The following is a 25,847-nucleotide window of genomic DNA, read 5'->3' on the forward strand; positions in this document are numbered from 1 at the left end:
GCGCACACCCGCCCTAAATGCGCGCCCTGCTTGCGGCCAATCGCCCTGGCAGAGATGCCTCCAAAGGCGACTTTGGTATGGCGGAGTAGCTCAGGTGGTTAGAGCAGCGGAATCATAATCCGCGTGTCGGGGGTTCGAGTCCCTCCTCCGCTACCAATTCCTTGAATTGCAGTCGGTTACGGTCGTTTTTTCCTGAACGAGCCTTTGGGGGGCTTGGCGGCCTTGCCATCCTGCTTGTTCTTGGCCCTGTCGAACTTCTTTTTGGTGGGCTTGGCCTTTACCCGCGGTTCGCCGGCATTTCCGCGTGCATGGTGTCGCTTGCGATTGCCCTTGGCTGCGTCACGAGGCCCGGTTTCCGACCTTTCGATAAGAACGGGATCTTCGTCACCGTCCGTACGCGCCGATCGTACAGTGGCCTCCGCGAATTTGTCGGCAATCTGGCGCGGGATCTGGAAGTAGGTTTCATCGGGTCCGATGCGGATCGCGCCGACTTCGTTGCGGGTGATATGGCCGCGGCGGCATAGTAGCGGCAGGATCCAGCGCGGGTCGGCATTCTGGCGGCGGCCCAGGTCAAGCCGGAACCAGACAGTGTCCTCGAAGCCGGGCCGGTGTCGCTCCTTCTGCGCTTCCCGCCGTGCCTCCGGCGTGTTGGCGATCAGGTCTTCGGGTTCGGGCATGGACGCACGGTGGGCCTGCACAAGCATGGCAGCGATTTCCGTGGGCGTCCGCTCGGCGAGCAAACGTTTGGCCAGTTCCCGGTCACCGTCGTCGACTTCGACAGGGGCGAGCAGCTTCTCCAGCAAACGCTCCTGGTCCCTTGTCTTGATTGCATCGCGATCCGGAGCTTCGGTCCACTGCGCGTTGATCTTCGCGTGGCGCATCATCGATTCGACACGTTTGCGACGTGAGAAGGGCACGATCAGCACGGCAGTGCCTTTCTTCCCGGCGCGCCCGGTGCGACCGGATCGGTGCTGCAAAGTTTCCGCGTCTCGCGGAATCTCGACATGGATGACCAGGCTGAGCGTCGGCAGGTCGATCCCGCGCGCGGCAACGTCGGTTGCGACGCAAACCCGAGCGCGACGGTCCCGCAACGCCTGCAGCGCCTGGTTGCGCTCGGATTGGGAATGCTCGCCCGACAGCGCCACGACGGCAAAGCCGCGTTCCTGCAGTGTGGCATGCAGATGACGCACCTTTTCCCGTGTCGCGCAGAACAGGATCGCGGTTTCAGCTTCGTGATACCGCAGCAGGTTAACGACGGCGTTCTCGATCTCGGGCGGAGATACGGTCACCGCCTGATAGGAGATGTCGCCATGGCCGCGTCCTTCGCTGATGGTGGCGATCCGCAAGGCATCGCGTTGGTACCGGCGGGCGAGTGCTTCGATCGGTCGTGGCATGGTGGCGGAGAACAGCAACGTCCGTCGCGTTTCCGGTGTAGCGTCGAGGATTTCCTCAAGCTCTTCGCGAAAGCCCATGTCGAGCATTTCGTCCGCTTCATCGAGCACCACTGCCTTGAGTGCCGAAAGGTCCAGCGCGCCCCGTTCGAGATGGTCCCGGAGCCGCCCAGGCGTTCCGACAACGATTGTTGCCCCCGAACGCAGCGTCTTGCGCTCCTGTTGCGGGTTCATGCCGCCGACGCAGGTGGCGATCCGGGCGCCGGCTTTGCCATACAACCAGGCGAGTTCGCGGCTGACCTGCAGGGCAAGTTCGCGCGTTGGCGCAATGATCAGCGCGAGCGGCCTCTCTGCGAATGGAATGGTGTCGCTGTGGCCCAGCAATTGTTCGGCCATGGCAAGGCCGAACGCAATCGTCTTGCCCGATCCGGTTTGGGCAGAGACGACCAGATCGCGTCCGGCCGCTTGGGGCTGCATGACTTCGGCCTGCACGGGAGTCGCAGCGGCATATCCGCGTTCGACAAGGGCAGCCTGAAGGCTGGAGGGAAGGGGAGGGAAGTTCATGGCGTGGGCCTGCAATCAGAGGGGTATGAGCATTCGCTGCGAATGGCGAATTCGCTCTTCGCATGGTGAGTGCTTGGGCAATCGGGCTTGCGTGCTCGCCGTCCCCATAGGCTGGTAATTCGATCTTGGCTTGCGAAAAATGGAATTCGCCCGCCGGCCCTTCGTTTCATTGGCAGGAATGAGCCCCGTTCACAGGGGCCGATCTTGCAACCGGCGAGAGGAAAGAAGCGGCGCGACCAGACACTAAGTACCAGCGCTACCGTCAGAATCCTCCAGGGCATGCTTGATAGCGAGGACCGCTTGGAACATGTCACGGGGCTTGGCGCCACTGGCAGCGGAAAGTGCATTGGCGATGGTCTTGGTCGATACGCCGTCAGCGAGAAGGCTGGTCGCCATTCTTGCCAGATCATCGGGCAGGTCGATCTCTTGGACCGGCTCGCCAGGAGCGATGACAATCGTGTACTCTCCGCTGACCGTTGGCCAGGTCGCAACTTCATCCAGCATTTCTTGCGCAGTACCGCGAAGGACGCTCTCACCCGGCTTGGTCAAGTTCCGGCAGACAGCCAACCTGCGGTTTGCCAGCAGCTGTGCGATATGGTGCAGCGTTTCTTTGAGCCGGTGCGGCGCTTCGAAGACAACCGTCGTATGCTCGGCTTCTCGCAGTTTCTTGAGCGTTCGTTCGCGCGCACCTGCCTTGGTAGGCAAGAAGCCCATGAAGCGGAAGTCATTGGTCGGCAGTCCCGCTATCGAAAGTGCTGTACCAATCGAGCTTGGGCCGGGTACAGGCGCGATCGCGATATCCGCGTCGATAGCGGCGCACAAAAGGGGATAGCCCGGGTCCGACAGCATCGGCATTCCGGCTTCCGAAATCAACGCGACCCGGCGTCCATCCTCGAGTGCGGCCATCGCCATGTCCGTTCTCTGCGCTTCGTTATGCGCGTGAAAAGAGACGATATTTGCTCGGACACTGCCGAGGACGTTCTTGGCCGAACGCGTGTCCTCCGCCAGGATCAGGTCGGCACTTTCAAGGGTGGCGATCGCGCGAGGCGACATATCCGAAACGTTGCCGATCGGCATGCCGACGACGAAGAGCGCTCCGCACCGGTCTCCTCCAGTCTCATTCACCAATATTTCCAGCTCCGCTCCCGGCAACCGAAGGGCAGCGACAAGGTCGCGATCGAGGGCTGCTGCACCCTTGTCTGCATCGACAAAAAGGCTGCGATGCTGGAATTGTGAGTTGGTGCGAATGATCAGGGGATCGGATGTGATGTAGAAAGGATTGACCCGGGCGTGGACTATGTCGCGGAAGTCGCCGCACACGAGTTCGATCCGGACCTCGCCGCGCAGTTCGAGAAGTTCTTCCCTGTTGCCGGTGGCTGCAACCCCGATGATACAGGTCCCCGACGCGCTGAGGTCCGTTTCCGGGACAAACTCGAACGTTCGCGCATGCGTGGCCTTGATGTTGGGATGCCCGTGCGCATGCAGGCGGACGGACGAATTCTCAGTCTTCTTGGACAATCTCGCCCTTTCTGATCGGTTCGTTTGGCGTTCTCGGCTAGATTGATCCGCTTCGCAACCAAAGGCGCACCTGCAAGAGTTCATGACGATCCCGGCCGAGCCTTGAAATGGCCGTTCATGGTCGCCAGACGGTATCAGGAAGGTGGCCTTCCGGGGCCGGCTCAAAACTATAGCCCTGCATGAAAGTCGAGAACAAATGGAAACGAGTGACTCAGCCAAGTTCCGGCAGATCCGCCACAAGCCGGTCCTTGAGGCGACGTCGGATGCCGACCTGATAGTCGCCTGCATGCAAATGCGAACCAACGCGAATCTTTCGGCGATCCTGCGAACTGCGAGTTGCTGTGGCTTGCAGCGAGTCCTGGTGGAGGGAAGGGCATCGGTCGAGAAAAAGATCGCGCGCGATGGCGCTAACACCATCGAGATCGAGAAGCGCAACACGCTGGAGCCAGCGCTGTTGCAGCTGCGGAAAGAGGGATACCGCCTCATCGGGCTTGAGCAGACCACGAACTCGAGCTGCTTGTACGACTTTGCCTACCCGCAGAAATCCGTGCTTGTGATCGGGAACGAGCGCTCGGGAATTAGCGAGGGCCTGCTCGATATTCTAGACGACGTGGTCGAGATCCCGATGTACGGGGTGCCGTACAGCTTCAACGCAGCCGTCGCGACGTCGCTGGCAATCTACGAGTTTCGCCGACAGCATAGGTAATGTGGCGACTCTGGGTGTAGTTTTCTTGGCCGATGTGAGGTCTGATCGCACGCCATGCGTTAGTCTGGGGGTAAGCCAAGAGGTCGCTATGCATTTGCCGGACGGGGAAGGGCACCTTTGGGTGGCGCCCATTGAAGATGAGGACAGCCAGGCGAGTGAGCGCTGGATAGAATGGCTCTCCGAGAACGAGCGCAAGCGCTATGAAGGGATCGTTCTGCCGGGGGCAAAGACCCAGTTTGCTGCCGGTCGGGCCTTGCTGAAGTCCCTCCTGTCGGAATATTGCCAAATCCATCCTCGGGAATGTGTCATTCGCCCAGATCATCTGGGTCGGCCATTTCTTGAATTCCCAACTGGCTTTGAAGCCTTTGATTTCAACCTTTCGCACACAGGTGGAATGGTTGTGTGCATGATTGCTAGGAATTGCAGATTGGGAGTCGATGTCGAGAATGTGCAAAGACGGCTAGAATACCCGACGCTCGCGCCGCTATTTCTTTCAGCGGAAGAACAGGCCCGAATTAGCCGATTGCAGCCTGCAGAGCGCGACCAATCGCTGATCGAAACCTGGGTTACCAAGGAAGCCTATGCCAAGGCCAGAGGTCTTGGATTACGACTTCCTTTGACAGGATTGATGTGCGACTTCACCAATAAGGTGCCAGAGGTGATTTTCTCAGAAGGATTCGAGCCAGATCCACCGTCTTGGTGTTTCTGGCGATTTGATCAATACGGCTTCAAAATCGCAGTCGCCGCGTCATCCAATCCGCCACTGTCACGGGTCATTGTAAAAGAACGATGCCTTTCACAGGCTTCGATATGATCAAGACCAATCCAGATCGGGCCAATTGCAGGGATCAGAAAGTCGACTCTGCATGCGATTGGGCTTTCTTCCATTCGCCGAGCAGACGATTGATTTCGGCGTTCGAATCATTGGGTGCACCTTGGTTCTCCGTCGCCAAGGCGATCATGGCTTTCGCCAGCCCTCCATGAAGGTCAATCCGAGGCTCGAACGGACCGATAAGGCTTTCCAGAAGGGTGAGATCGTAACGCTGATCCCAGCTCGACATTTCTGCAAGGAAGCAGTCAGGCCCCAATTTTTCTATCAACCAATCCGAGGGTATGCCGATTGGCTTGAAAATTCCCCCGACAGACTTGGCACACAGTTCATAATAATCGCGCCAAGATATGGTTTCCGGGTTAGCAAGCAGCACGGTGCGGCCGAATGCCTCGGGCCGCTCAATCAGTCTGGCGATCGCTGTTCCCGCATCGTTGGAGTGCAACACATTCCATAGTGCCGAACCATCGTCAGCCAGAACCGAGGGGCCCCCGGTCACCAACGGGGCTATCCAGTAGTCATCTTCAAACAATTGCCCGTCAAGATAACATCCCTCTCGGTAACATGCACCAAGACGAAGGATCAACGATGAAACCCTTCCGCCGATGGTGGCATCGTTGAATACCTGCTCCATTTCGTATTTGGCTGACGCGTATTCGGTAAGAACTGAAACTTGCGAACTCTCTGTAATTGGCCGAGGAATTCCGCCGCCATTAACCAGAACAGTCGATGTCGTTACGATACGCTGGCCAATCGGCACTGCCTCGATCAACTCCGCAGCTTCATCGGCGGTATAGCATGCAAGGTCGATAATGACCTCGAAGCGTTGCTGCTGCAGGAATTCCGAAAATGCGCCCTGCTTTCTATCGATAAGAATAGTTGAAGCAGGCGTCTCGAGAAAGGCATGCGTTGATTGGCCACGGTGAAGAAGCGTGACTTCGTGGCCGGCCTGGATACATTGGTCGACGACACCGACGCCTACCATTCCTGTGCCGCCAACTACCAAAACTCTCATTGTCCGCCTGGTCCTCGGGCTAGGTCGAGTCGTCGGCCATGTTTCCTGTTGCAGCGGCTCTGTCTGCCGCATGGAAGATGGATCGGTTGGAAATCCGGAAGCACGGGACGCATCCTAACTCTCCATGCTCATCGCGCGCGCCTTCGGCCGCGAAGACGAGGACATGCGGTCAAGAACGCGTTCAATGACGGTCTTGTGCACGGGAATGAGGGGAAGCTGCGAGGAGCCTGCGACCTTTCCGATGTCTTCGAGCAGGACCATCGCGACTTCATCGGCTGCACAGGATATCCTGCCGCGCTTGTTATCCTTCAATATTAGCTCGTGCACCCGATCGAGTCTGACGCTGCTCGGAATTCGTGTCGGGAGCCCGCACGCCTCCAGGAAACCGATATGATCTTCAGCGAGTCCGCGGCGGGCCACCCCGATCTCTTCGGCTACGTAGGCCGCAGCACACATTCCGATCGAAACTGCAAGGCCGTGCCTAATTGCATCGCTGCCATGCTGCTCAAGATCGGCCAGCTCTATGGCATGCCCCACAGTGTGGCCGTACTCGAACACTACGGCAGGGCCCTGTTCATAGGGATCGTCCAGCATCACTTGCTGTTTGGCAATCGTACCCAACTCGATCAGGCGCAGCCAGGTGTCGTTATCCCATGGCTGTGGCCGCCGGGCCAACCGGGTTATTTCCGACATCGTTTTGGGGGCTACAGACAAAGCGTTCTTTGCAAGTTCGGCGAGGCCGGAACGCCTTTCAACCTCCGGTAAAGTCGAAAAGACAGGCGCGTCAACAACAATTGCCGACGCGGCCAGATAACTTCCAAACGCATTCTTTCCGTTGTCGGAATTCACCCCGTTCTTAAGAGAAATGACCACATCAGCAGCTGCAAGCAATGTGGTCGGAACATATACGACTCGCAGTCCTCGATAGATCAGATTGGCCACAAGTCCAGCAATGTTGCAGACAACACCTCCGCCAAATCCGACCACCAATGTTCGCCGGGAAACCCCTGCCTGGATTGCCTCTTCGCAAAGCCTGTTCAAAGTTGTGAAGTTCTTTTCAGTTTCGCCTGCCTCCACAAGTAGCGAAACAACCGGTGCGTGTATTTCGAGGAGTCTCTGAATTTCTTCGCCATGCAAAGAATAAACAGTCTTGTCGGATATTAGCAAAATGCGATCTGTCGGCGGATCAACGTCTAACCATGAATGATCAGCTTCGCGGTCGAGCGACCAAAAATACGAAATGCGATGGTTGCCAAGGTCGACATTTGGAAGCATGTAAGAGACATATCGCCAGGCCAAGTTTCAGTCTAGATGTTTTAGTCGTGTAGTTCCTTAATCAGTCACAGTAATGATGTGAATCCCAGAGGTGGCTTGGGAATCGACGGGCGAATAGGAAAGAGACGTGCGGGCTGGCATTATTTGGTGAGGAGGGTCGAAGAGTCGATGCAAGCTCTCATAATGACGGGTTCGGGTCGCATGGCACTTGAGAACATCCCCGATCCCGAACCCGGCCCGGACGATGTGTTGATCGCGGTTGATGGGTGCACGATCTGTGGAAGCGACCTGCGCATTCTCGAGGGCAGCATGGACGGCGTGGATTATCCGCTGGTTCCTGGCCATGAGTGGGGAGGGAAGGTTGTAGACAGCGGCAAGGGGGCGTCTGATTTGGTTGGCGCGCAGGTTGTTGCCGATATTTTGCAGAGCTGTGGGAGCTGTTCAAACTGCCAGACCGGGTGGCGTAATCACTGCACAAATCTCATAGAGCCGGGTTTGAGCGCGCAGGGTGCGTTCGCCGATTATATCGTTGTTCCGCGCCAATCGGTGCGCAAGCTTCCAACCGGTATCGATGCCAACTTGGCATGCCTCGTGGAACCCATCGCGGTTGTCCTGCATGCGATCGCGCGCCAACCGGCATTTCATGGCGACAGGATTCTCATTATCGGTGGCGGTGGTATCGGCCAGATGTGTTTGGCAGTGCTTGCAAGCAGGGGGCTTGGGCCAATTGCCTTGATCGATCCCAATGAAGGACGCCGTGCCCATGCAAAGGCGTTGGGAGCAAGCGCTTTTCCGTCTTGGCACGATTTTCGAGAGGAGGTTGTAGACGCGCTCGGTGGGGTACCCGACATAGTATACAACGCGGCCAACAAGGCGGGCGCATTGGTCGATGCAGTGGACGCCTGCAGGACACGTGGCCGGATCTGCCAGATAGGTTACACCGGCTCGGAATTCGGCCAGATTCGCCCAGCCGAAATAATGGTGAAGGAGCTCTCGATTGTCGGGGCATTGTCTCCAACCGCCGACTGGAGTGCCGCGATTGATGTCGTCGCTCGTTGTGGTGAAACCCTTAGACCATTGGTGACACATGAGTTCGCGCTGTCGGAATACGAGCAGGCCTTCGCGATGATGCGAGACCGGAAGGAAGCGGCAATCCGCGTGATGCTCACCGGTGCAGCAGCTTCACGCCAGCACTAAACCAATCGAGTGTGGCTCTGGCAGCATCGGGAAGTGCCATGGAAACCGAATTAGACGACGTCATTTTCGAGCAAATCCCGCCTTCCAATGACGGGACAAATCCCAAGCTCTACGCTGAAAGGGCTTCCTGGTGGCCATTGATGTCGCCAAGATCCCACTACTGTAACGAGGCGGAATTTTTCACTCTCCTCTTCAAGCAACATGGTGCGCCAAAAGCGGCCACTTTGTTGGAATTGGGGAGTGGCGGCGGTCATCTTGCATCATACCTAAGTGATGAATTTGTCATCACCCTGAGTGACCTTTCAGAGGGGATGCTCACGGCGAGCCGGGCATTGAATCCTGACTGTGAACATATCGCCGGCGACATGCGCAGTCTCCGGACGGGGTGCGAATATGACATCGTCATAATCCACGACGCGATTCATTACATGACCACCCTGGATGACTTGGAGCGCGCTCTCATGACCGCTGCCTTGCATTGCAGGGAAGGCGGGCTCGCACTGTTTGTTCCCGATCATGTTGCCGAAACTTTCGTTCCCGGGACCCGCTGTCAGGACACCACGCTAGGCAAGAGGCGGCTGCGCTTCATGGAGACGGTCGACGATTTTGATCCAACGGACAATGCGTGCACTGCGGAACATGTCTTCCTATTCGAAGAACAGGGAAAGCCTCGCAAGATCAGTTACCAGCGGCTGACGTGGGGGGTGTTCAGCATCGACACCTGGCTGGCTGCCCTGCAGCGTTGTGGGTTTGAAGGAGAGGTTTTGGATGACGTTGAAGGTCGCCGTATCTTTCTGGCCAAGCGCACCTGAGTTTGTCGGTCTTTGGCTGCTGGGCTGAAATATCGAGAGAAGACGACCGTTGCCGTCGTCGCATCCATCGTATTCATAGATATGCTTGGGTTGGGCTTGATCCTTCCTGTCATGCCAGGGTTGCTCGGCGAGCTTACCGGGGCCGGGCCGGCCGACGCAGCGGCTTATGGAGGGCTGCTCCTTCTCTCCTATGCTGCCATGCAGTTCCTCTTTGCGCCCGTCATCGGCAACCTCAGTGACCGTTTCGGGCGTAAACCAGTTTTACTCGCAACGTTATTCGCATTGGCGATCGACTACTTGATAATGGCCTTTGCCCCCAGCCTGACCTGGCTGGTCATTGGAAGAATCCTCGCTGGGATAATGGGTGCTGCATGGGTCGCGGCCAATTCCTGCATCGCAGATGTGATGCCAGTCGATCGTCGGGGATCAGGGTTTGGCTGGATTGCCGGAGCCGGTGCAGCGGGCATCGTCCTCGGGCCGGTCGCCGGTGGAGTTACTGGTGAATTCGGGATCCGAGTACCATTCTTGCTCGCAGCAGGCCTTGCTTTGCTGGGAGCGATCATTGGCTGGTTCGTACTCCATGAAACTCTCTCCAAAGATGCGAGGAGTCCCTTCCGTTTGGCAAGCATCAACCCTCTGGCTGTTCTCTTTCGGGTTGCTAGAAATCCGGTCATTTCGACATGCCTTGTCGCAATCTTCCTGGTACAACTTTCGTCCCAGGCGCACATGTCCATTTGGGCTTTTTGGGGCGAGCAACGGTTTGGCTGGACCCCGTTTCTGAGCGGCCTCACGGCATCAATGTTCGCTGTTGTTCTAGGGACTGTCCAGGCAGTGCTTACTGGTCCAAGCATTGCACGTTTCGGGGCACTTCCTGCGGCGATCGGTGCGCTTGTATTCGGCATTCCCTCGTACCTATTGCTCGCTTTCGCCCCTTCCATGGGTTTTGTGCTTCTCGCAATTGTGCTGGGCGGGTTGACGGGAATCGCATTTCCCGCGCTTCAGACCATGATGACCGCCCAGACCGACAAGAGTGCACAGGGCGAACTTCAAGGCGCGATAGGGAGCACGCACAGCCTTTCAGCGATGGTCGGCCCGATTCTCATGACGCAGGTGTTTGCGCATTCAGCAGATGACCAGGGTGTTTACTTCCCCGGGGCGGCTTTTGTCCTGGCAACCTGTTTGCTCTGCATTGCCATAGTCCTCTTGCTATCACGCAAGAGCGAGATCGAACGGCGGGTTGGCGCAAGTGCGTCTACTGCCGACTAGAAGGAAGCTTGGCTCCGCAGCTTTTCACGAAGTGACTGTACGATGGGCTTGTCCGATAGAAACTTGTGACAGAAGTCGCAAATACTCTTGTCACTGCAATTCTGCGGAACTCTGGCTAGCAACTCTTCATCGAGGTTATCGATGAGAAACTGATGTCCCTTTTGTTCGATCGCCCTTGCGATGACATTCTTCTGGTCCCGGCGCAGGACGGTCCTGGCATCTTCGCGGATCAGGTTTCCGCTGTATAGGGGGAGATCGCGCCGCGCATGGGACCCTCGCAGTGCACCTGCGCATGAAATGATGTCACCATTCGTCAGGACTGTCGCTCCGATGCTGTCGCATCTCTTGGTTTGCAGCAGTACGGCATCGTTCGAAATCGTGTCGCCGCGCCCGACCGAAAGCAGTTCCTCGTAGAAATACGGGATTCCTCGCTGACGCAGCTCAGACAGAATCCGATCGTCAGAGCCGACATCCTCCGAGGCGACAACCAGGATTCTGCAAGGCAGATCATGACGAGTCGCATGCTCGTGAATGCGGATACAATACTCAATCCCACCAAAGGGTTCGTGATAGCTGTCCATACTGATCGCGATGCAATCGCATCCTGCCTCAATCAGTTGGGCCATTCTGCGTTTGGTTCTTCTATCGTCGATCGCCCATGAGCCATTGGTCTCAAGGATGCTATGCATACCTAGATCGCTGATCTTCTTTATGAGCCTGAGGATCTCCTTGTAGTAGAGCATTACTTCTCCACCCGTCAGATAGATTACGCGGTATCCGCAGGCGGCGGCGCTCTCGATAATGACCTCGGCATCTCTCTCGAGCATTTTTTCGGTCCGGTCAGGGCCGGAAGAGACGAAACAATGTTTACAAGCGTAATTGCACTTCAACGTATAGATGAGGTATAGGCGTTGGTGGTGGGGAGTATCGAGAAAGTAGTCTCGCTCGCTAGCCGATGACCCGTATGGCGTTGTCATGCCGACATCCCCCTTGGAGTATCGTTCTTGACCTGCAGGTCACGAAGAGTCCTTTTAAGACCCTCTTTTCGATCTGAGTGGAAAAGCTCCAACCAGTATTCGGTCGACGAGTAATACTCGCGCGTCGCAATCAGGCTGTTGTACCATTCTTGATGCTCGGGGTCGGCGCTTAGGTGAGCATCTACGATGGCTGGACTGGTCTCTTGCATTAGTCGGATCAATGGGTCGCCGGCTTCGCGGGTTAGGACCTCCTCGATTCCTTCCCTCCTGATGCTTCCAAGGGAGAACGGAGTGCCCTCAAACTCCTTGTTGTCGTAGCTGATATCCACATTTGCAAAGCAGTCGCCCCTGGGCGATACTCCAAGGTGCATGGAACCGATATCATGCAACTCCGCCGGTATCCGCTTGGGAAAATAGCTCTTCAGGTCTTCGACGTCGTTTCCATTCAAGCTTAGCCCATCGGAAAAAAATCCCCTCGCTTCGAGATCGAGCTCCTTGACGATCTGCGCGTTCAGGGTGTGATCCGGCCCTGGGCAATAGTTGATTTCGCAAGTCAATCCCACGGCGTCACACGCATCGATTACGTTTCTTACTTTTGTGAGGGATATGAATGGCAAGTGGTACGCATCTGCGCTCGGAAACAAACCATCGAGCCCGGCATCCTTTAGCTCTTGCGCAATGGAAAGCGCCTTCTTCTCACTCCCGCCCCAGTAGGCATTCGTGTCGCTGAAGACGGCGTACCCACGTGCCTTCGCTTCGCGGATCAAGTCGAGAGCGAATGGCAGATGAAGGAGGGGTTCGCCGCCTGTGAAAGAAACATAGTGTTTGCCATAGTTGCGCGCGATTTCGAGGAATGAAATCACTTCCTCTTTTTCTAGCCATTCTTTTCGGTAGGGGTTGGAACTCGTAATGCAATGAGCACAACTGGCATTGCATTGATATGTAAGTAGAAAGTCAATCTTGGTATGGTTCGGATATTCAAAGCATACGCCGTCGGCGGTCTCGTTTCGGTTTGAATTCTCCGTGAGGAAGCTCCCGTCAAACCGCCCGGGCTTTTCTTCGTCGCAGGAAGATAGGGAATTCATCCGGTTATCTCCCGAGGGCAAGCGCATTAGAGTCAGGGGCGTTTGTTTCCCGATAGCTAATGGCAGCACGTGTCAGGGCGTCGCGAAACCGCTGCTCAGCCAATGCATCTAGATAGAACTCGGTGGCGGAGTGGTATGTCTTTTGACCGAATGTGGAGACGTATTCCTGTCCGACGATCGGATCGTTGCGCAATACATCATCAATGACATTTTTCTGCTCAGCCATAAGGTATTGCAAGACCGGATCCTCGGCTTCGCGTTGGAAGACCGCATCAGCACCGTCATCAAAAATATTTCCAAGATCGAATACCGAGCCTTTGAACTCATCGTATCTGTACGTGATATTGCAATTGGCGATAGCATCGCCTCGCGGTGTGATTGCAAGATGGATCGAGCCGCAATCGTCGAGTGCATCGGGGCGTCGTTCTTCGAAAACAGGCTCAAGGTGGGAAACGTCTCTGCCTGACAGGATAAGCCCGTCAGTATAGAAGGGTTGTTCGTCGAGACCCAGCATCCCAATTATCTTGTTGTCTTTTTCGGGATCCAATGAAGGATAGAAATTGATTTCGCAAACCAGGCCAAGTTTGGCACATGCTTCTGCAGCATACGCCACTCTCTCGGTCGGAACATACTCGGCGTGGAAAGCCGTTGCGCTTGGGAACAGGGCTTGCAGCCCGGCATCGCGTAGGCGGCTTAGGCGCTCGTATGCAATTTCGGGTGACTTGGCCCAGAACGCATTGCTGCCCAGGCAGCAATAATACCCCAATTTCGTCGCTTCAGTATAGATGGCTTCGATTTCTCGGCGATACATAAGCGGCTCGCCCCCGGAAATCATGAGCCAGTTCTTTCCGTACCGGGTTCCCTTTTCGAGAAGGGTTTTGACCGCGTCGAGCGTCAGTTTTTCGGTCTTGGATGGGTCTGATTCTGTGAGGCAATGCTCGCAGGCGGCATTGCACTTGTAAGTGTACAGAAGAAAGATCTTCTCGCTTTGTTTGACAGAGTCGTAACAAACACCCTCCTTGTAGTAGTATTCCTCTGCCATTGTCTGTCTCCTTCTACGTTCCCTCGTGGAGCAAGCGAACCAGTTGTTAGCGTGGGGATAAAATCATGCTCTCACTGCAAGACCTTCGCGCGAGCCCGATACGAAGCTGCTGGGATCTCCATTCGTTTCATCGAAAAGATCACAACAGCGCATGCAGGTGGGCAATAAATTCTGGGCAATCTCGTTGCGGAAATCTTCGTATTTCTGGCCATGCCAGACTTCCGACATGCCTGTTTCCAGCACATTGCCGACTACGACATCCGGGTAGATCGTGCAGGGCGTAACATCGCCGTTCGGCAGAACGGTCGTTCGGAAAGACAGGACTTGGCAGGTTCGTTTCTTTGCCTGCTGTTCCCATGAGGGTTGGAAATAGGTGGCCAGTTCCTGCGGAGAGTACTCAACCGGTTGCAGGTACAGGTCGAACGGCCAGTCTCCGTTCAGTCCGCTAATAATAGCCTCGAGTTCATCAGGCGGGATCCCTGCAACTTCACTATCGATCTGGAAACCTCGCCAGGAATTGAACTCGATCGCTAGCTTTTCAGACAGGACGCGTTGCGCCTCTAACCCTTCATGTTTGTGGACGAAGCTGGGAAGATTGAAGAACAACTCATCGATCTCAAGTTCCTCGGCAAGCCGGGCCATGTCGAGCAGGTCGGTGAAGTTGCGGTTAGTGATAGTATAGTTGAGGGCTACCTTGGTCGGAGCGTTTCGGTGAGCGATGCTCTGCTTCAAATGCCGTATTCCGGCAATCGAAGCAGCGAATGACCCAGTCCCTCTCAGGGCATCGTTCTTCTCCTCCGATGAGCCATCGAGTGAAACATATATGGCATCGATACCTGCCTCAATGAGGTCGTCCGCGCATCGATCGAGGAACATGCCGTTGGTATTCATGTCGACATAGCTCGTCGACGCCTTCTTTATGTAGGAGATCATCGCGGGAAGATTTGTATGAAGACACGGCTCTCCACCCATGAGAAACACCGTCAACGGGTTACCTGCTTCAATCAGTGGGTCCACTGAGCGGGTAAAGACCTCCCAACTCATCGCACTGGCTTTGTTGGTTGTCATGTACGATCGTTCGACATCGGCCACTCCGTAGAGATAGCAGTGTCGGCATCGGAGATTGCAGGCATAGTTGACGTATAGCGTCAGTTGCTGCGGCAAAGGGCGCTGCGAGTCTTCCAGATTCATTCGGGCGGCTCCAGGTCGAAGGGCTGGTCAAAAAGCGATAGGAAGGCTTGGGCTACTTCAGGGGGCAAGGGGTCATTTAGCGTCGGCTGCATGGCAGCTCGCAACTGATCCGGGGTTCTTGTGCCTACCACCACAAACCGCGCCACGGGGTTACCGAGGAGGAAGCGCATTGCAGCAGAGTAGATGTCGAGGCCGTAATCCTCGCATACTTCGGCCACGCGCTCGCGCGCAGACTCGCCTGCAGCGTACCATTCACGGCGATGGTCCCCGGCCGCGAAATCTTGGAGGTTGCGATACCTATCCGTCAGCCAGCCACCCGCTAACGGGCGGATTGCAATGAAGTCGACTTCACCAGATTCAATCTCTCGCGGAACTGGGTCCACAGGAACGGTCTGTCGGATCAATGACTGATCACCAACGACAAAGTCCAAATCGCATTGGAGGGCCAACGCCAGGTGGGCTGCACTTTGGATTTCGGCACCCAGCTTCCTGATTTTTCCAGCCCTGCGGGCCTCTTCAAGCCTGTGCCGCAAGCGTTTCCCAGGCTTCAATTGTTCCAGCACTTCAGTCATCGAGACTTGGTTGGGAACATCTTCCCGACTTTCGACTACCTGGGCGAAATCGATGACCTCACGATCCAGCGCCGTCAAACTGCTGTCGATTCCCTCGGGCCCATTTAGCAGGCGATCGTTCTGCCCTTCGATCTTCACGCAAACTTGTGAGTGCGCCCTTGCATCCCCGGTGAGGGTCTGACGCAGAAGCGAAAATGCGTATCCGTTCCCGTAATGTCCGGCGCAATGGAAAAGTCGAATGCCTGAGTCGAACGCTTCTTCGATAACCGCTTTGGCAGCGGAGGTGTCTTGGCGTTCATTATAGGTCGAAACGAGCGCCATCGTACCGAGTGCAATCGGGCAACAAGGTCGCGTGTAGTTGTTTTCCTTGTTCATTGAACAGGCCCGAAACCGCGTAGGTTCAGTGTTCTATCTAAGGGTTGTCTTGATTGCCAGTATAATCGGCATTCTTTGGCCCAATGCCAAAATGTATTGTTACCCAAGAATTGTGGAAATTCTGAATTGCCCTGACTCGATTTGATTTTGAGTGCGTTTCATTACGTCACTATGGGCAGGTCATCCATTTTCTTTGGCAGGCTCTGACCTATCAAGCTCTGATATATTCGGGTGAGCATCCGAGTAGCCGAAGTTTGGGAGAAGTACCTGTTTACGCGCTCGGTTGCCGCGTTGGTCAATTGCCTCTTTGAATCGGGCGAGGCCAGGAGTTCAGCAATCGATCGCGCCATCGATCCAAAGTCTCCGTCGGTCACAAGGACGCCGGCTTCGCCGTCAGCGAGGACGTCTGGAATGCCGCCTACTCTGAATGCCACGCATGGTATTCCGGCTGTCATCGCCTCCAGCAGGACGCTGCCGAATTCCTCATGTCGAGAAGGCAGTACGAATACATCACAACACGACAACGCGATCGCTACATCTTCATTCGGGATGTAGCCTGTAACGATGAAGCGCGAAGCCAGGTCTTGCCGTTCAATTTCGTTCGCTAGTAGATCTCGCTCATTTCCGTCACCGCAAATCAGGAATACGGCATTTGCCAGCTCCGGGCTTTTCGCCAATTCGAGAAGGCCGCGCCATCCTTTTTCGCGCGCAATCCTGCCGACGTATCCTACCACAGGGCGATCCGAAGGTATGGCATGTCGGTTTTGAAACCGGGTCTTGGCCATGGGACCGGCTCGCATTCCGAAGGCTTGGGTATCGATGGAGTCCGGTACTACCCAAGTCTTTGCCGGGTTGATGCCGACCAGGTCCTGAAGGCGCTTTTCGGTTCGCTGGGTCAGCGTGACAACCGCGTCCATTTTCACGAGGGCGCTGGCTTCCACCTTGCGGGCAAACATGTGTTGCAAGTGATCCAGCCGCGACATCGCATGATACGTGACCAGGCTCGAACAATGCACTGTGGCAATTGATGGGATACCGGTGCTCCGTTTGAGATACCGTGAAAGCAGAGGGGGAATAGAAACACCACTCCAGTGGCAGTGGATGACATCCGGCGTTTCGATATGGCCAATTTGGGAAAGTACGCCAGCAGCCCACGAGGAATTAAGGTCGGCCATCCCGCGCAGCCTTGACCGGATAGGGAGAAGGGGGATGCGAACGCCGATGACCCTGGTCCTTTCGTCCACGTCCCACACCCGCGGGGCACCGGGAATCTTAAGTGTCAGAATGGTCTGGCGAATACCGGCATGTGACAAGGCAAGCGTTTGTCGGTAGATTTGCGTCTGCATTCCGCCAATGGCATCGAACTTCACTGGCCATCCGCTGTCAGCGAGTTGGGGCCAGTAGAAATGAGGCGTCAATCGGAGGACATGCATGGCAGTGTCTTTAGCCTTGTTTGACCAAAACAAGCCGCAAGTCGCGGTACAATGCCTCTGCAGCTGTAACGGCATGTCGAGAAAAAGACTTGTCTAGTTGGTCTTTGCAGAAACGGCGAGCGCACCAAGCGGGAATCGCGGGTGGTTCATAGGCGTAGCCGAACTGACGGGCTCCCTGAGCGCTTTCAACCCGGAACCCGGATTGCTGCGGAAGGGCCAGATGCTGAGCGAGGCTCAGTCTATTGATCCACGTTGAGGATTCGACGTACTCTGCCAAACGTCGACCGTCGCTTTCCCCGTTGAGTTCGATTGCGAGCTTCAAGAACTCATACGGCTCAAGCACAAGATGGCTCCACGATGGCATTTTTGCACCGTCCCAGAAGCTGTAACACCCGCCGTCCAGTTCGACATTTTCGAAATGCATTCCGTCGGGAGCAGTCCAGATTGGACCATAGTGTGCGAAGATCGCGGCACCTGGACGCATCACTCCGGCTAGCTGCCTGTAGGCCGATTCCAAGGATTCGATATGCTGGAAACTGTTGCAGGCGAAGACAAGGTCAACGTCATGGATCTCATCCGGCAGGTCTTCGGCACAAGCCGGGATCCGCTGCTGATGACCTGTATGACCAGCGGCTGCGTGAGCAGGATCGACCGACCACCAGATTGCTGCATCCTTGGTCATTGAGGCAGGTATGCATCCTCCCAACTCAAGCACACGTTTGCCAGAGATATCGAAATGCGCGAGAAAATCTGCAAGTACAGTCAATTCGTCGACAGCCAAATTAGCGTCGAGAATTTCAATTTGATCCGGGCTCAATTTTGCCATTATTTTCCAAGTCGCACGATTCGAGGCTCTCTGCACGGTGCCAACCTGTATTTGGCAATTGCCTTGTAATCGGTGCAGCATCCCCACTACAATAGAAAAAAAGTTCGGTTCAAGTTAGTCTGATCGTTTGCGGCCTTCGATGTGCAATTCGCCATTGGACAATAGGCACGCGCGTTCGTGTTTGGGGGATCGGGATGCGAAGTGCGATAAATCCGCAAGCGCTCCTCCCTTTCCGCTCGGGCCGTGAGAAGGCATGGTAACGACTGGAATGACTGCAATCTACGAAAGTGATGTTTGTATCATCGGGACCGGGCCCGCCGGTGCGATGGTCGCGACAAAGTTGGCCGGTGAGGGGCTGACTATCCATATGGTCGAACAGGGTGCGGCCGTCTCGCAAGCGAGCCTGGATGACGTAATCACGTCTTCCGAGCCAGCCTACGTCCGTTTGGAGAATGGTGCCTGGGGGCCTCTGGGCTACCCTTGGACGACTTGCAATATTGGGGGTGGCTCTGTCTTCTACGGCGCGGCCAGCTTTCGATTGAGGCGTGTCGACTTCGACCCTGCTCGTCATATTTCTTCCACAGACATCCCTATCGATTGGCCGATCGACTTTGAATGTTTGCGTCCACATTATGATGCCATCGAAAGTCAATTGGGCTTATCGGGGGCCCACCCCAGCGAAGACCCGACACATCCTGGCGGCTCGACTCCAGCCTTGCCGCCGTTAAGGCAAAGCCCGCAAGGGCGCCGGCTAAGAGCTGCCGCAGTCAACGCCGGCCTGTCTCCCTTTGCCACTCCGATGATGATCGTCTCAGAGGACTTTGGTGATCGGAAGGGATGCGATTATTGTTCGCCGTGTATCGAGCACGTTTGTACTCGCGGCTCCAAATTTGATGCCTATCGCCATCTCTTGGCCCCGCTGGAGAGGCGAAACGAAATACGCATCTTCCCCAATACGAAGGCTGTTAGGCTCCGGGATGACGACGGGGGGGGAGGGGTGTTCCTCGAAGGGATAGATCCACACAGCGGCGTCCATACGCAGTTTCGCGCTCGCAGGTTCGTTCTATGTGCAAATGCAGTGCAAACTGCTGCGCTGCTTTTGCGGTCATCGGCAACCCTGCGCCACGGTACACCTGCCGGTCGCCAACTGGTGGGGCGCGGGCTTTGCATGAAGCTGAACGAGTACGTGGTGGGCTATCCCAGCGAGCCGGCTGATGGTCTGGATGACGGAGATCCATGGATAAAAGGCCACGGACCATTTTCTACCTTCGCGGTGACGGACTACTACGTGGACAGCGAATGTCCTACTGGTCTTGGAGGACTGATCTACGAGACGCGCCCCGGGTGGAAATATGGGATAGCTCCGGAGGACGACATCGCACGACTAGAATGCCTGGTCGGCGATACACCTAGCTACAACAACCGGGTCCGGCTCAGTTCATCGACCGACAAGCATGGCATTCCCGAACTTATGATCGATTACCGTCCGCATCCGCAGGACTTGGCGCGCCTGGACTGGTTATGCGAGAAGGCCGAGACGCTTCTGGGTGCAGCGGGTTACCGAAGGAGTTGGCGCGAACCTGGCGGCTACATGCTTGGCAGCAGTCATTTCCATGGCACATGCCGCGCCGGCATCGACCCGGAAAAAAGCGTGATCGATGCGGAAGGCAGGCTGCATGAGCAAGAGCGGGTCTTTATCGCAGACGGCTCCTACATGCCTTTCCCGGGAGCGGTTAACCCTACCCTGTCGATTCAGGCGATCGCTTCGCATGTAGCCGATGGGGTGCGCAAATCACTTGGGTTTGCACCTCAACAATTTGTGTGCCCTTAGGCTTCGCCTGATGAGGTTCGGGCTTCGGTGCTCTGTCATCCCCGACCGGAATGAAAGTGCTCTCGTGCGGACCGAAAGGCAGCGGGAATAGCTTCCATTTTCTTGCCTTCCGCAAGCAGCGCGCGATGATGGACGATGACGGTGGTACGATGAATTTCGGCGCAATTGCTTAGTGGATCTGTGAATTCGAAGATTGCCGACCGGTGCTGGTCATTTACAGCATGACGCCTTTCTTCCGAGGCGCGCCAAAGCCGGTTTCTATTCATGGGCGGGTAAGTGCATGCCCATGGCAATCCGAGTTCAGCAGTAAGGTACTCAGCCAGCTGATCGGGAAATGCGTTACCGAAACTCTCCGGATCAAACCTCACCGGAAAGTGATAGACCGATTGGCGGTCGACCTGCTCGGGCCGTGACACCGTGCCAACGCCATCAATGTCGCCAAGTGACATCTCAAGGTACGCCAGCGCGGCCTCGCGATGAGCGATCTGTTCGTCTAGCCGGGCAAGGCCATCAAGCAATAGCGCCGCCTGAAATTCGGATAGCGCCATGTTGGTCCCAAGCACATCGCCGATCTCGACCAAATCAAACTCGCCTGGCCGGGCTGGTGGGTCGCGATGGCGTCGACCATTGGCTCGGAGTTGCTCCAGGCGGGCGGAAAGCTCAGGATCGTTGGTACATGCGGCACCACCTTCGCCCGAAGTCAGTGGCTTGCCCTGATGCATACTGAATATCCCAATATGCCCATGGCCACCGACCTTTTGCCCGGCGTAAATCGTTCCGTGACTTTGCGCGCAATCCTCGATCAAATAGATTCCGTATCGCTCTGCAACCGCTTTGATCTGTTCAATGTCACAGGTCGATGCATACAGATGGACGATAATGATCGCCTTCGTTCGAGGCGTGATCGCCGCTTCGATGGCCTCCGATGCGATGCAAAGGCTCCCTTTGTCGACATCGACTGGTACCGGAACTGCATTGACCGCTGTCACTGCTACGGCTGGTGCGACCCACGTAAGGCCGGGCACGATCACCTCATCTCCCACCCCTATATCCAGCGCAGCCAAGGCTGCGACGAGTGCGCTGGAGCCGCTTGCCATTGGGATGCAATGCGAAACGCCCACATAGTCAGCAAAGGCTTCGGAGAAACGACGTTCCAACGGCGTAGCCTTGACCGACGCGCCCGATATTGACCAACGGCCGCTCGTGTGAGCGTCAATTAGGAATTTGCGGGCTTGAGTCGTTGCAACCGGCCAATCCGGCCATCCCTGAGCATCGAGCCGATGCGCTTCACCGTCGGCATATTGGAATGGAGCGCGATCCAGAAAGGCGGCTCTATCGGTTGGTGAAGACAGAGGTAAGTGCGTCATCCCTGGGCTGCAGAGCTCGCACTATCAACACGGTTTTCTCTGGGCAAACGATCCAGGGCTGCCAGGGTACAGTCTACAACCCGGTCATCCAGCAAGATGCTGTGATGGAAAACCAAGAGCTGATCGAAGATCTTCGAGGCGTTGGGTGCGGCGCGTTCAATCGTCGACAATGCCATCATCGGACAATCTTGCGTAGGCTCGTCAGTCTCATGGATCGGAAATTTGAGAATTTTCTCAAGCAGTGGGCCCATGCGCGCAGCCGGCGATGGACCGAAAACGCTTGGCGAGAGCGAGAAGGCGAACTCGTGGAAAGCGCGGGTGGTTGTCCCTTCGGAAGTCTGGAGGGGATCGACGCCGTCCAGTTTGGATAATTCCTCTGACAGGCGAAGTGCATTCTTTCTGCGTCGCCTGCTCTCTTCTTCGAACCGCTCCAGCTGTACAGGTACCAAAGCTGCTGCGAATTCGCTCATGCAGGCGTTGCCCCCCATCACATCTTGCTGTGGAGCGTAGGAACGGCCAGTTCCTCCTTCTCTCAAGTAACCGTCCGTTCGCAGTGCGTGCAACCGGCGGTAGTAGGTTTCATCTGCCGTAATAACGCAACCGCCTTCTCCAACGGCAATCATTTTCTCCTGATTGAGACTGAAGCAGGCCATGGCTCCAAAGGTGCCGACCGGGCGACCGTCAAAGGCTGCGCCATGCGCCTGAGCGCAATCTTCGATCAAGGTCAGACCATGACGCTCGCACAAGGGGACAAGCGCCGAAAGGTTCGCGAGCGCGCAATGGAGATGCACTGCAACTACAGCTATCACATCAGGCCCGATCAATGATTCCACTGCAACCGGGTCGATGCAGCTCGTCAACGGATCGACATCGGCGAATACCGGCGTAGCGCCCGCACGCTTCACCGCAGCAGCGGTGGCGAACCACCCAAGAGCTGGAACGATCACCTTTGCTCCGGGTGGAGGCTTCAATGCACGAACAGCAAGTTCGACGGCGGTTGTACCCGACGAGACCATCAATGCGTACGGGCTCCCGGCAAACGAGGCGAATGCCTTTTCAGCAATCTCCGTGCGCGAAAGATCGGCGCCAGGCGAACGGATGGTCCAAGTCGTGCTGTGCAGAATCTCCTCGAACGAATGCAAGACGGCATTGATGTCGGTCCGTGGCCAAACGGGCCACGGCTTGCCTTTCAGGACAGTCTCAATGTCAAGCATCGAAGGCCCTCAATATGCTAGCCGCATTCTCTCCAGCGGATTGAACGCGTTCATAATTTCGAAGAGGGCGGCTAGTGTGCTGACACGGACCGGAACCCTGTTGCTCATCTCATCATTACCCAGGCCTGCAAGAACGATTAGCTTTCGGAAGCGATGTCTTGCTGACCTCTATTCGCCCTCCCGGGGATCACCACGACATAGTGCCCATGTCAGCCATCCAGCCGACTCTTGAGGATTCACGCAATTGTTTGGCAAGGCTGTTGTCTTGCAACACCACACTAACGGCGGCTTCCATGGCCACATTGATCGCCCGGATCGAGGGGTCTTCGGACCTCGCGAGCAAGGCCGCCCATTCCGCATCGAGCTTTTCCGGATTGTCACGAATAAACTCAGCAAGCTCCACTGCGAACTTACTGTTCTCGCGCATTTTGGATTTCTTCATAACCACTCTCCCTTGAGGTAACACGTCTATTGAAAGCTATCACGCACCGTCGAATTTTCAAGAAAATACAAAACTAACGATCCTTGCGACAGACTAAATCCGTTCTCTTGGGGGAGGGAACGTCTATCGGTCATCCTGATGCCAAACGTGCGGAATTTGATCGATTGGCAGGCGATAATCCACTAAGCCCCCAAATTCATGCAGCGTCCTGTAATTGAGAGCGACATCACTTGGCTTCCCGCTGCTGGCAATTGCCCTTTCCGGCCGGCGTGTGCGTACGGTCGTTATCGCAGAAGCCATGGTATCCAAGACCTTCTGAATGTTTGCTTGGGTATGAGCTACAGTGATCATTTGCGCGTCAAACGGGTGTAGTAGGACGCCTCCCTTCCGGCATTCGGCAACGATGTCTTGCCATAGGTCTTCATCATCGAACAGGATATGGAACAGCCCAGGATGACGAAAGGCTTCGGCGACGACTCCCTGCTGTTCAAATACGGCGTTGAGGCCATCGACAAGCATGTGTCCGTGAGCAAAAAGTTGATCGTACCGACCCGGTGCTCCCAGAACATCCAATGTGGCCAACGCAGCAGCAAACGGCGAGCGATCATGGTGGAACGTCCCGACGAGGTGTGTTTCTTCGCGGCGCGCCAAGATTTCCTTCCGACCAATGACGGCGGAAAGCGCGTGCCCGTTGGCCAAACCCTTGGCGATCGTCGCCATGTCGGGAATGACATTGCAGGCTGACTGATACCCTCCCAATCCATAACGAAATCCCGAAACAACCTCGTCGAAGATCAGGACGATACCGTGGGCGTCGGCTATCGCGCGCACCTCGAGGATGTAGTCGTCATCGAAGAAGTTCGGCTCGGGTGTGATTATGATGCATGCGATGTCGCCGGGATGTTCGGCGATCGTCTGCTCGAGCAAGTTCAGATTATACCGAAAATCTATGACGTCTGGGCATTTCTGCCGAAAGCGTGGAAATGGCGTAAGATGCCAATCATGCCACCCATGATAGCCGCTCGTAAGCACGATTGAACGGCCCGTATGCAGTCTCGCAAGGCGGATTGCTGCCGTCGTGGCGCAGGAACCCGTTCTGAAGAACAGGGTACGCTCCGCACATGGGAACACAGCACCCAGACGTTCTGCCAACTCGAGTTGAAGAGGAGACAGCGTTGATGGAAGCAAACCTCCACCTCGGCGCAGTTCATGGCAGACCGCGTCGGTAACCTGTGGATGTCCATATCCCAACAGTATGGCACCTGAACTTGCGGTCATGTCGATGTATTCTCGCTCATCGACATCATAGACGTAAGCCCCATCTCCGTAATCTATTATGACCGGCAGTGTGGCTTCGAGATCAGCGCGCATGGAAGCAGTCGTGGCGGTCGCCCGCGCCAAGATTTCTTCTGATTGGGAGGATTTGGAGTATTGGCTAGCGTCGCTCAATTTCTTTTTCCCCTGATGAATTCCATCGCGCTACTTCCTGACCCAGTATCGCTCCACGGCAAGGCCATTCCCTAGCTTTCTCGCATGATTCTTGACACACGAGCGAAGGTTGTTGTCGATCTGGCTCTCGTACACCCCAAGATTGCGGATCTTCTCGTCCAGCGCGGCTTCGATGTCGATATCGAGAGTGCCGGCGATAGCAAACCGGTCCGGTGTCGCAGACTGCCAATCGTGTTCTGCAGCGTAAGGCAGGTCCTGATAGAAAAGGACTGCCAGACCCGGGACTTGCCTCAATTCGTTTATGGCATCCGAGACAATCACATGATCGATATGGTTTCCGATCCCGGCTGGCCCGATCACCAGGTCGGGTCGAAACTGCATGACCCGTCCGTGGAGCGAAGCCTTGATCTGCTCGCGCCATGAAGCTGGATCGTGCGATTGCTCCCGCTCGCCGACATCGTCGTAATTCCTCAGGCTTGTATCCTCGAACGGCAAGACGTCACAGTCGGCTGCCAGCTGGCGGGCATATTTCATGTCTTCTCGCCTGCGGAGGGCGGTAACCGCCTCGACGTCTTTGACCTGGTTCACGGCATTGTGCGAGATCCAACGGCTTCGACCAAAGACCGTCAACAGCCCGATAGTGCTGGAACGATGCAGGTTCCATAACAGACCGCCTGCGGACAGGGCGACATCGTCCGGATGCGGCGAAACAGCCAATACCCGCAATCCCAATGGGCCGGCAGTTAAACCCAGGACGGACTGCAGGACCTGTTCGTTTGTCATATCGAAGCGCTTAGTTCGCCAGAATCCGGGTCGATAGATGCAGCGACTGGCGATCGGCACCGCGTACCAGTTGGCGGCCCCACTGGCTCTTGAACGGCGGATCACCACTGAAGAGCGTCCGTTCAGGTCGGGCAAAGCCTGCCTCGACATAGGTTTCGAGCAATGACGGATCGGTGGCCGGATCGGTGCTTTCGGAAAATCCAAGCCGGTCGAGATATTCCGGGTCCGTGAAAGTGCTGTAATTCAAGTAGATATCTACCCTGGCTCCCTGCTTTCCGCAGCCCTTTATCCGTTCGAGAAGCGTCTTTTGAGGGATGGAAACAATCTTCAGCAGCGATCCCCAAGGATAATTGATGGTGATGCGGTCGGCCAGGCCGGCGAATGGCCCCGGCAGCATTTCGGCAGTACCACGGATGAAGATGGCGTTGGGTACGCCGCCGCGCTTGATGCTGCTTTGGGCGGTACGAGCCGACTTCGCCATATTTTCCTTCACCGGATCGAGACCGATCCAGAGCCAATCAGGCTCTTCACGGGCGGCTGCGATGACGAAACGGCCGTCTCCGGTGCCAATATCGAGCGCTACGCCACTGTAGTCCTCTGCCCGTTGGCGGAGCCAATCCTCGTCAAGAGAAGAGGATTTTTTTCCAACGACGGTCTCGAAGTCTGCCGGCATGAAAAATCTCTCGC

At 56.1% G+C, this 25,847-nt stretch carries 23 protein-coding genes and 1 tRNA gene; 7 read left to right on the forward strand and 17 right to left on the reverse strand.

Annotated elements, in window-relative coordinates; all coding sequences use genetic code 11:
* Positions 1–79: 79 nt before the first annotated feature.
* A tRNA-Met gene (locus QPW08_RS07305) sits at positions 80–156 on the forward strand.
* A 20-nt stretch (positions 157–176) separates the two neighbouring features.
* Here QPW08_RS07305 and QPW08_RS07310 read toward each other — a convergent pair.
* Positions 177–1,955 (reverse strand): DEAD/DEAH box helicase, encoded by a 1,779-nt coding sequence (locus tag QPW08_RS07310; protein ID WP_284125069.1) that lies wholly within the window; start codon positions 1,953–1,955, stop codon positions 177–179.
* Between the two features lie 243 nt (positions 1,956–2,198).
* Positions 2,199–3,473 (reverse strand): 16S rRNA (cytidine(1402)-2'-O)-methyltransferase, encoded by a 1,275-nt coding sequence (gene rsmI, locus QPW08_RS07315; RefSeq protein WP_284125070.1) that lies wholly within the window; start codon positions 3,471–3,473, stop codon positions 2,199–2,201.
* A gap of 196 nt (positions 3,474–3,669) precedes the next feature.
* Here rsmI and QPW08_RS07320 point away from each other — a divergent pair, with 196 nt between their 5' ends.
* Together QPW08_RS07320 and QPW08_RS07325 are read left to right on the forward strand one after the other, a co-directional pair.
* On the forward strand, positions 3,670–4,179 hold the full coding sequence (locus QPW08_RS07320; RefSeq protein ID WP_284125071.1) for a TrmH family RNA methyltransferase: 510 nt from the start codon (positions 3,670–3,672) through the stop codon (positions 4,177–4,179).
* An 88-nt stretch (positions 4,180–4,267) separates the two neighbouring features.
* A complete protein-coding gene (locus QPW08_RS07325) occupies positions 4,268–4,993 on the forward strand; it encodes a 4'-phosphopantetheinyl transferase family protein (RefSeq protein ID WP_284125072.1) in 726 nt (241 codons plus the stop codon).
* A 34-nt stretch (positions 4,994–5,027) separates the two neighbouring features.
* On the opposite strand, the gene QPW08_RS07330 is transcribed toward QPW08_RS07325, so the two are convergent.
* Both QPW08_RS07330 and QPW08_RS07335 read right to left on the reverse strand, forming a co-directional pair.
* Positions 5,028–6,023: an NAD-dependent epimerase/dehydratase family protein gene (locus tag QPW08_RS07330; protein ID WP_284125073.1), complete on the reverse strand. Its 996-nt coding sequence runs from the start codon at positions 6,021–6,023 to the stop codon at positions 5,028–5,030.
* 114 nt (positions 6,024–6,137) lie between these two features.
* Positions 6,138–7,298 carry an iron-containing alcohol dehydrogenase gene (locus tag QPW08_RS07335; RefSeq protein WP_284125074.1) on the reverse strand — a complete coding sequence of 387 codons (1,161 nt, stop codon included), beginning with the start codon at positions 7,296–7,298 and terminating at the stop codon, positions 6,138–6,140.
* 201 nt (positions 7,299–7,499) lie between these two features.
* On the opposite strand from QPW08_RS07335, the gene QPW08_RS07340 reads away from it, so the two are divergent.
* The 3 genes from QPW08_RS07340 to QPW08_RS07350 are packed head-to-tail and all read left to right on the forward strand — an operon-like array spanning position 7,500 to position 10,573.
* Entirely contained in the window at positions 7,500–8,495 is a 996-nt protein-coding gene (locus tag QPW08_RS07340) for a zinc-dependent alcohol dehydrogenase (RefSeq protein WP_284125075.1), read from the forward strand.
* 38 nt (positions 8,496–8,533) lie between these two features.
* A complete protein-coding gene (locus QPW08_RS07345; RefSeq protein ID WP_284125076.1) occupies positions 8,534–9,307 on the forward strand; it encodes a class I SAM-dependent methyltransferase in 774 nt (257 codons plus the stop codon).
* A 12-nt stretch (positions 9,308–9,319) separates the two neighbouring features.
* On the forward strand, positions 9,320–10,573 hold the full coding sequence (locus QPW08_RS07350; protein ID WP_284125077.1) for an MFS transporter: 1,254 nt from the start codon (positions 9,320–9,322) through the stop codon (positions 10,571–10,573).
* Here the strand turns inward: QPW08_RS07350 and QPW08_RS07355 are convergent.
* From QPW08_RS07355 to QPW08_RS07385, 7 genes are all read right to left on the reverse strand, one after another.
* Positions 10,570–11,550: a radical SAM protein gene (locus tag QPW08_RS07355; protein WP_284125078.1), complete on the reverse strand. Its 981-nt coding sequence runs from the start codon at positions 11,548–11,550 to the stop codon at positions 10,570–10,572. The two genes, QPW08_RS07350 and QPW08_RS07355, sit on opposite strands and share 4 nt — an antisense overlap.
* Positions 11,547–12,635 (reverse strand): radical SAM protein, encoded by a 1,089-nt coding sequence (locus QPW08_RS07360; protein WP_284125079.1) that lies wholly within the window; start codon positions 12,633–12,635, stop codon positions 11,547–11,549. Before QPW08_RS07360 ends, QPW08_RS07355 begins: the two co-directional genes overlap by 4 nt.
* A gap of 4 nt (positions 12,636–12,639) precedes the next feature.
* Positions 12,640–13,677 (reverse strand): radical SAM protein, encoded by a 1,038-nt coding sequence (locus QPW08_RS07365; protein ID WP_284125080.1) that lies wholly within the window; start codon positions 13,675–13,677, stop codon positions 12,640–12,642.
* A 63-nt stretch (positions 13,678–13,740) separates the two neighbouring features.
* Positions 13,741–14,868 carry a radical SAM protein gene (locus QPW08_RS07370; RefSeq protein WP_284125081.1) on the reverse strand — a complete coding sequence of 376 codons (1,128 nt, stop codon included), beginning with the start codon at positions 14,866–14,868 and terminating at the stop codon, positions 13,741–13,743.
* A complete protein-coding gene (locus QPW08_RS07375; protein ID WP_284125082.1) occupies positions 14,865–15,815 on the reverse strand; it encodes an aldo/keto reductase in 951 nt (316 codons plus the stop codon). The genes QPW08_RS07370 and QPW08_RS07375 overlap by 4 nt, the downstream gene beginning before the upstream one ends.
* Positions 15,816–15,976: 161 nt before the next feature.
* The gene (locus QPW08_RS07380) at positions 15,977–17,185 is read right to left on the reverse strand and encodes a glycosyltransferase (RefSeq protein ID WP_284125083.1); all 1,209 of its coding nucleotides are present in this window, start codon (positions 17,183–17,185) and stop codon (positions 15,977–15,979) included.
* A 73-nt stretch (positions 17,186–17,258) separates the two neighbouring features.
* Positions 17,259–18,074 (reverse strand): class I SAM-dependent methyltransferase, encoded by an 816-nt coding sequence (locus tag QPW08_RS07385; RefSeq protein ID WP_284125084.1) that lies wholly within the window; start codon positions 18,072–18,074, stop codon positions 17,259–17,261.
* Between the two features lie 268 nt (positions 18,075–18,342).
* Here QPW08_RS07385 and QPW08_RS07390 point away from each other — a divergent pair, with 268 nt between their 5' ends.
* The gene (locus tag QPW08_RS07390) at positions 18,343–19,905 is read left to right on the forward strand and encodes a GMC oxidoreductase (protein ID WP_284125085.1); all 1,563 of its coding nucleotides are present in this window, start codon (positions 18,343–18,345) and stop codon (positions 19,903–19,905) included.
* Positions 19,906–19,940: 35 nt separating this feature from the next.
* Here QPW08_RS07390 and QPW08_RS07395 read toward each other — a convergent pair whose 3' ends face one another.
* The 6 genes from QPW08_RS07395 to QPW08_RS07420 all read right to left on the reverse strand — a co-directional run bounded on the left by QPW08_RS07395 (position 19,941) and on the right by QPW08_RS07420 (position 25,833).
* Positions 19,941–21,062 carry an aminotransferase class I/II-fold pyridoxal phosphate-dependent enzyme gene (locus tag QPW08_RS07395; protein ID WP_284125086.1) on the reverse strand — a complete coding sequence of 374 codons (1,122 nt, stop codon included), beginning with the start codon at positions 21,060–21,062 and terminating at the stop codon, positions 19,941–19,943.
* Between the two features lie 206 nt (positions 21,063–21,268).
* Positions 21,269–22,486, reverse strand: a complete 1,218-nt coding sequence (locus tag QPW08_RS07400; protein WP_284125087.1) for an aminotransferase class I/II-fold pyridoxal phosphate-dependent enzyme — start codon at positions 22,484–22,486, stop codon at positions 21,269–21,271.
* Between the two features lie 187 nt (positions 22,487–22,673).
* Positions 22,674–22,928: a hypothetical protein gene (locus QPW08_RS07405; RefSeq protein WP_284125088.1), complete on the reverse strand. Its 255-nt coding sequence runs from the start codon at positions 22,926–22,928 to the stop codon at positions 22,674–22,676.
* Positions 22,929–23,051: 123 nt separating this feature from the next.
* Positions 23,052–24,377, reverse strand: a complete 1,326-nt coding sequence (locus QPW08_RS07410) for an aminotransferase class III-fold pyridoxal phosphate-dependent enzyme (protein WP_284125089.1) — start codon at positions 24,375–24,377, stop codon at positions 23,052–23,054.
* A 30-nt stretch (positions 24,378–24,407) separates the two neighbouring features.
* Complete coding sequence (locus QPW08_RS07415) at positions 24,408–25,160, reverse strand: PIG-L deacetylase family protein (RefSeq protein ID WP_284125090.1); 753 nt, start codon at positions 25,158–25,160, stop codon at positions 24,408–24,410.
* A 10-nt stretch (positions 25,161–25,170) separates the two neighbouring features.
* The gene (locus QPW08_RS07420) at positions 25,171–25,833 is read right to left on the reverse strand and encodes a class I SAM-dependent methyltransferase (protein WP_284125091.1); all 663 of its coding nucleotides are present in this window, start codon (positions 25,831–25,833) and stop codon (positions 25,171–25,173) included.
* Between the last annotated feature and the right edge of the window lie 14 nt (positions 25,834–25,847).

This window comes from Parerythrobacter aestuarii (genome assembly GCF_030140925.1).
In the GTDB taxonomy this organism is placed as follows: Bacteria; Pseudomonadota; Alphaproteobacteria; order Sphingomonadales; family Sphingomonadaceae; genus Parerythrobacter; species Parerythrobacter aestuarii.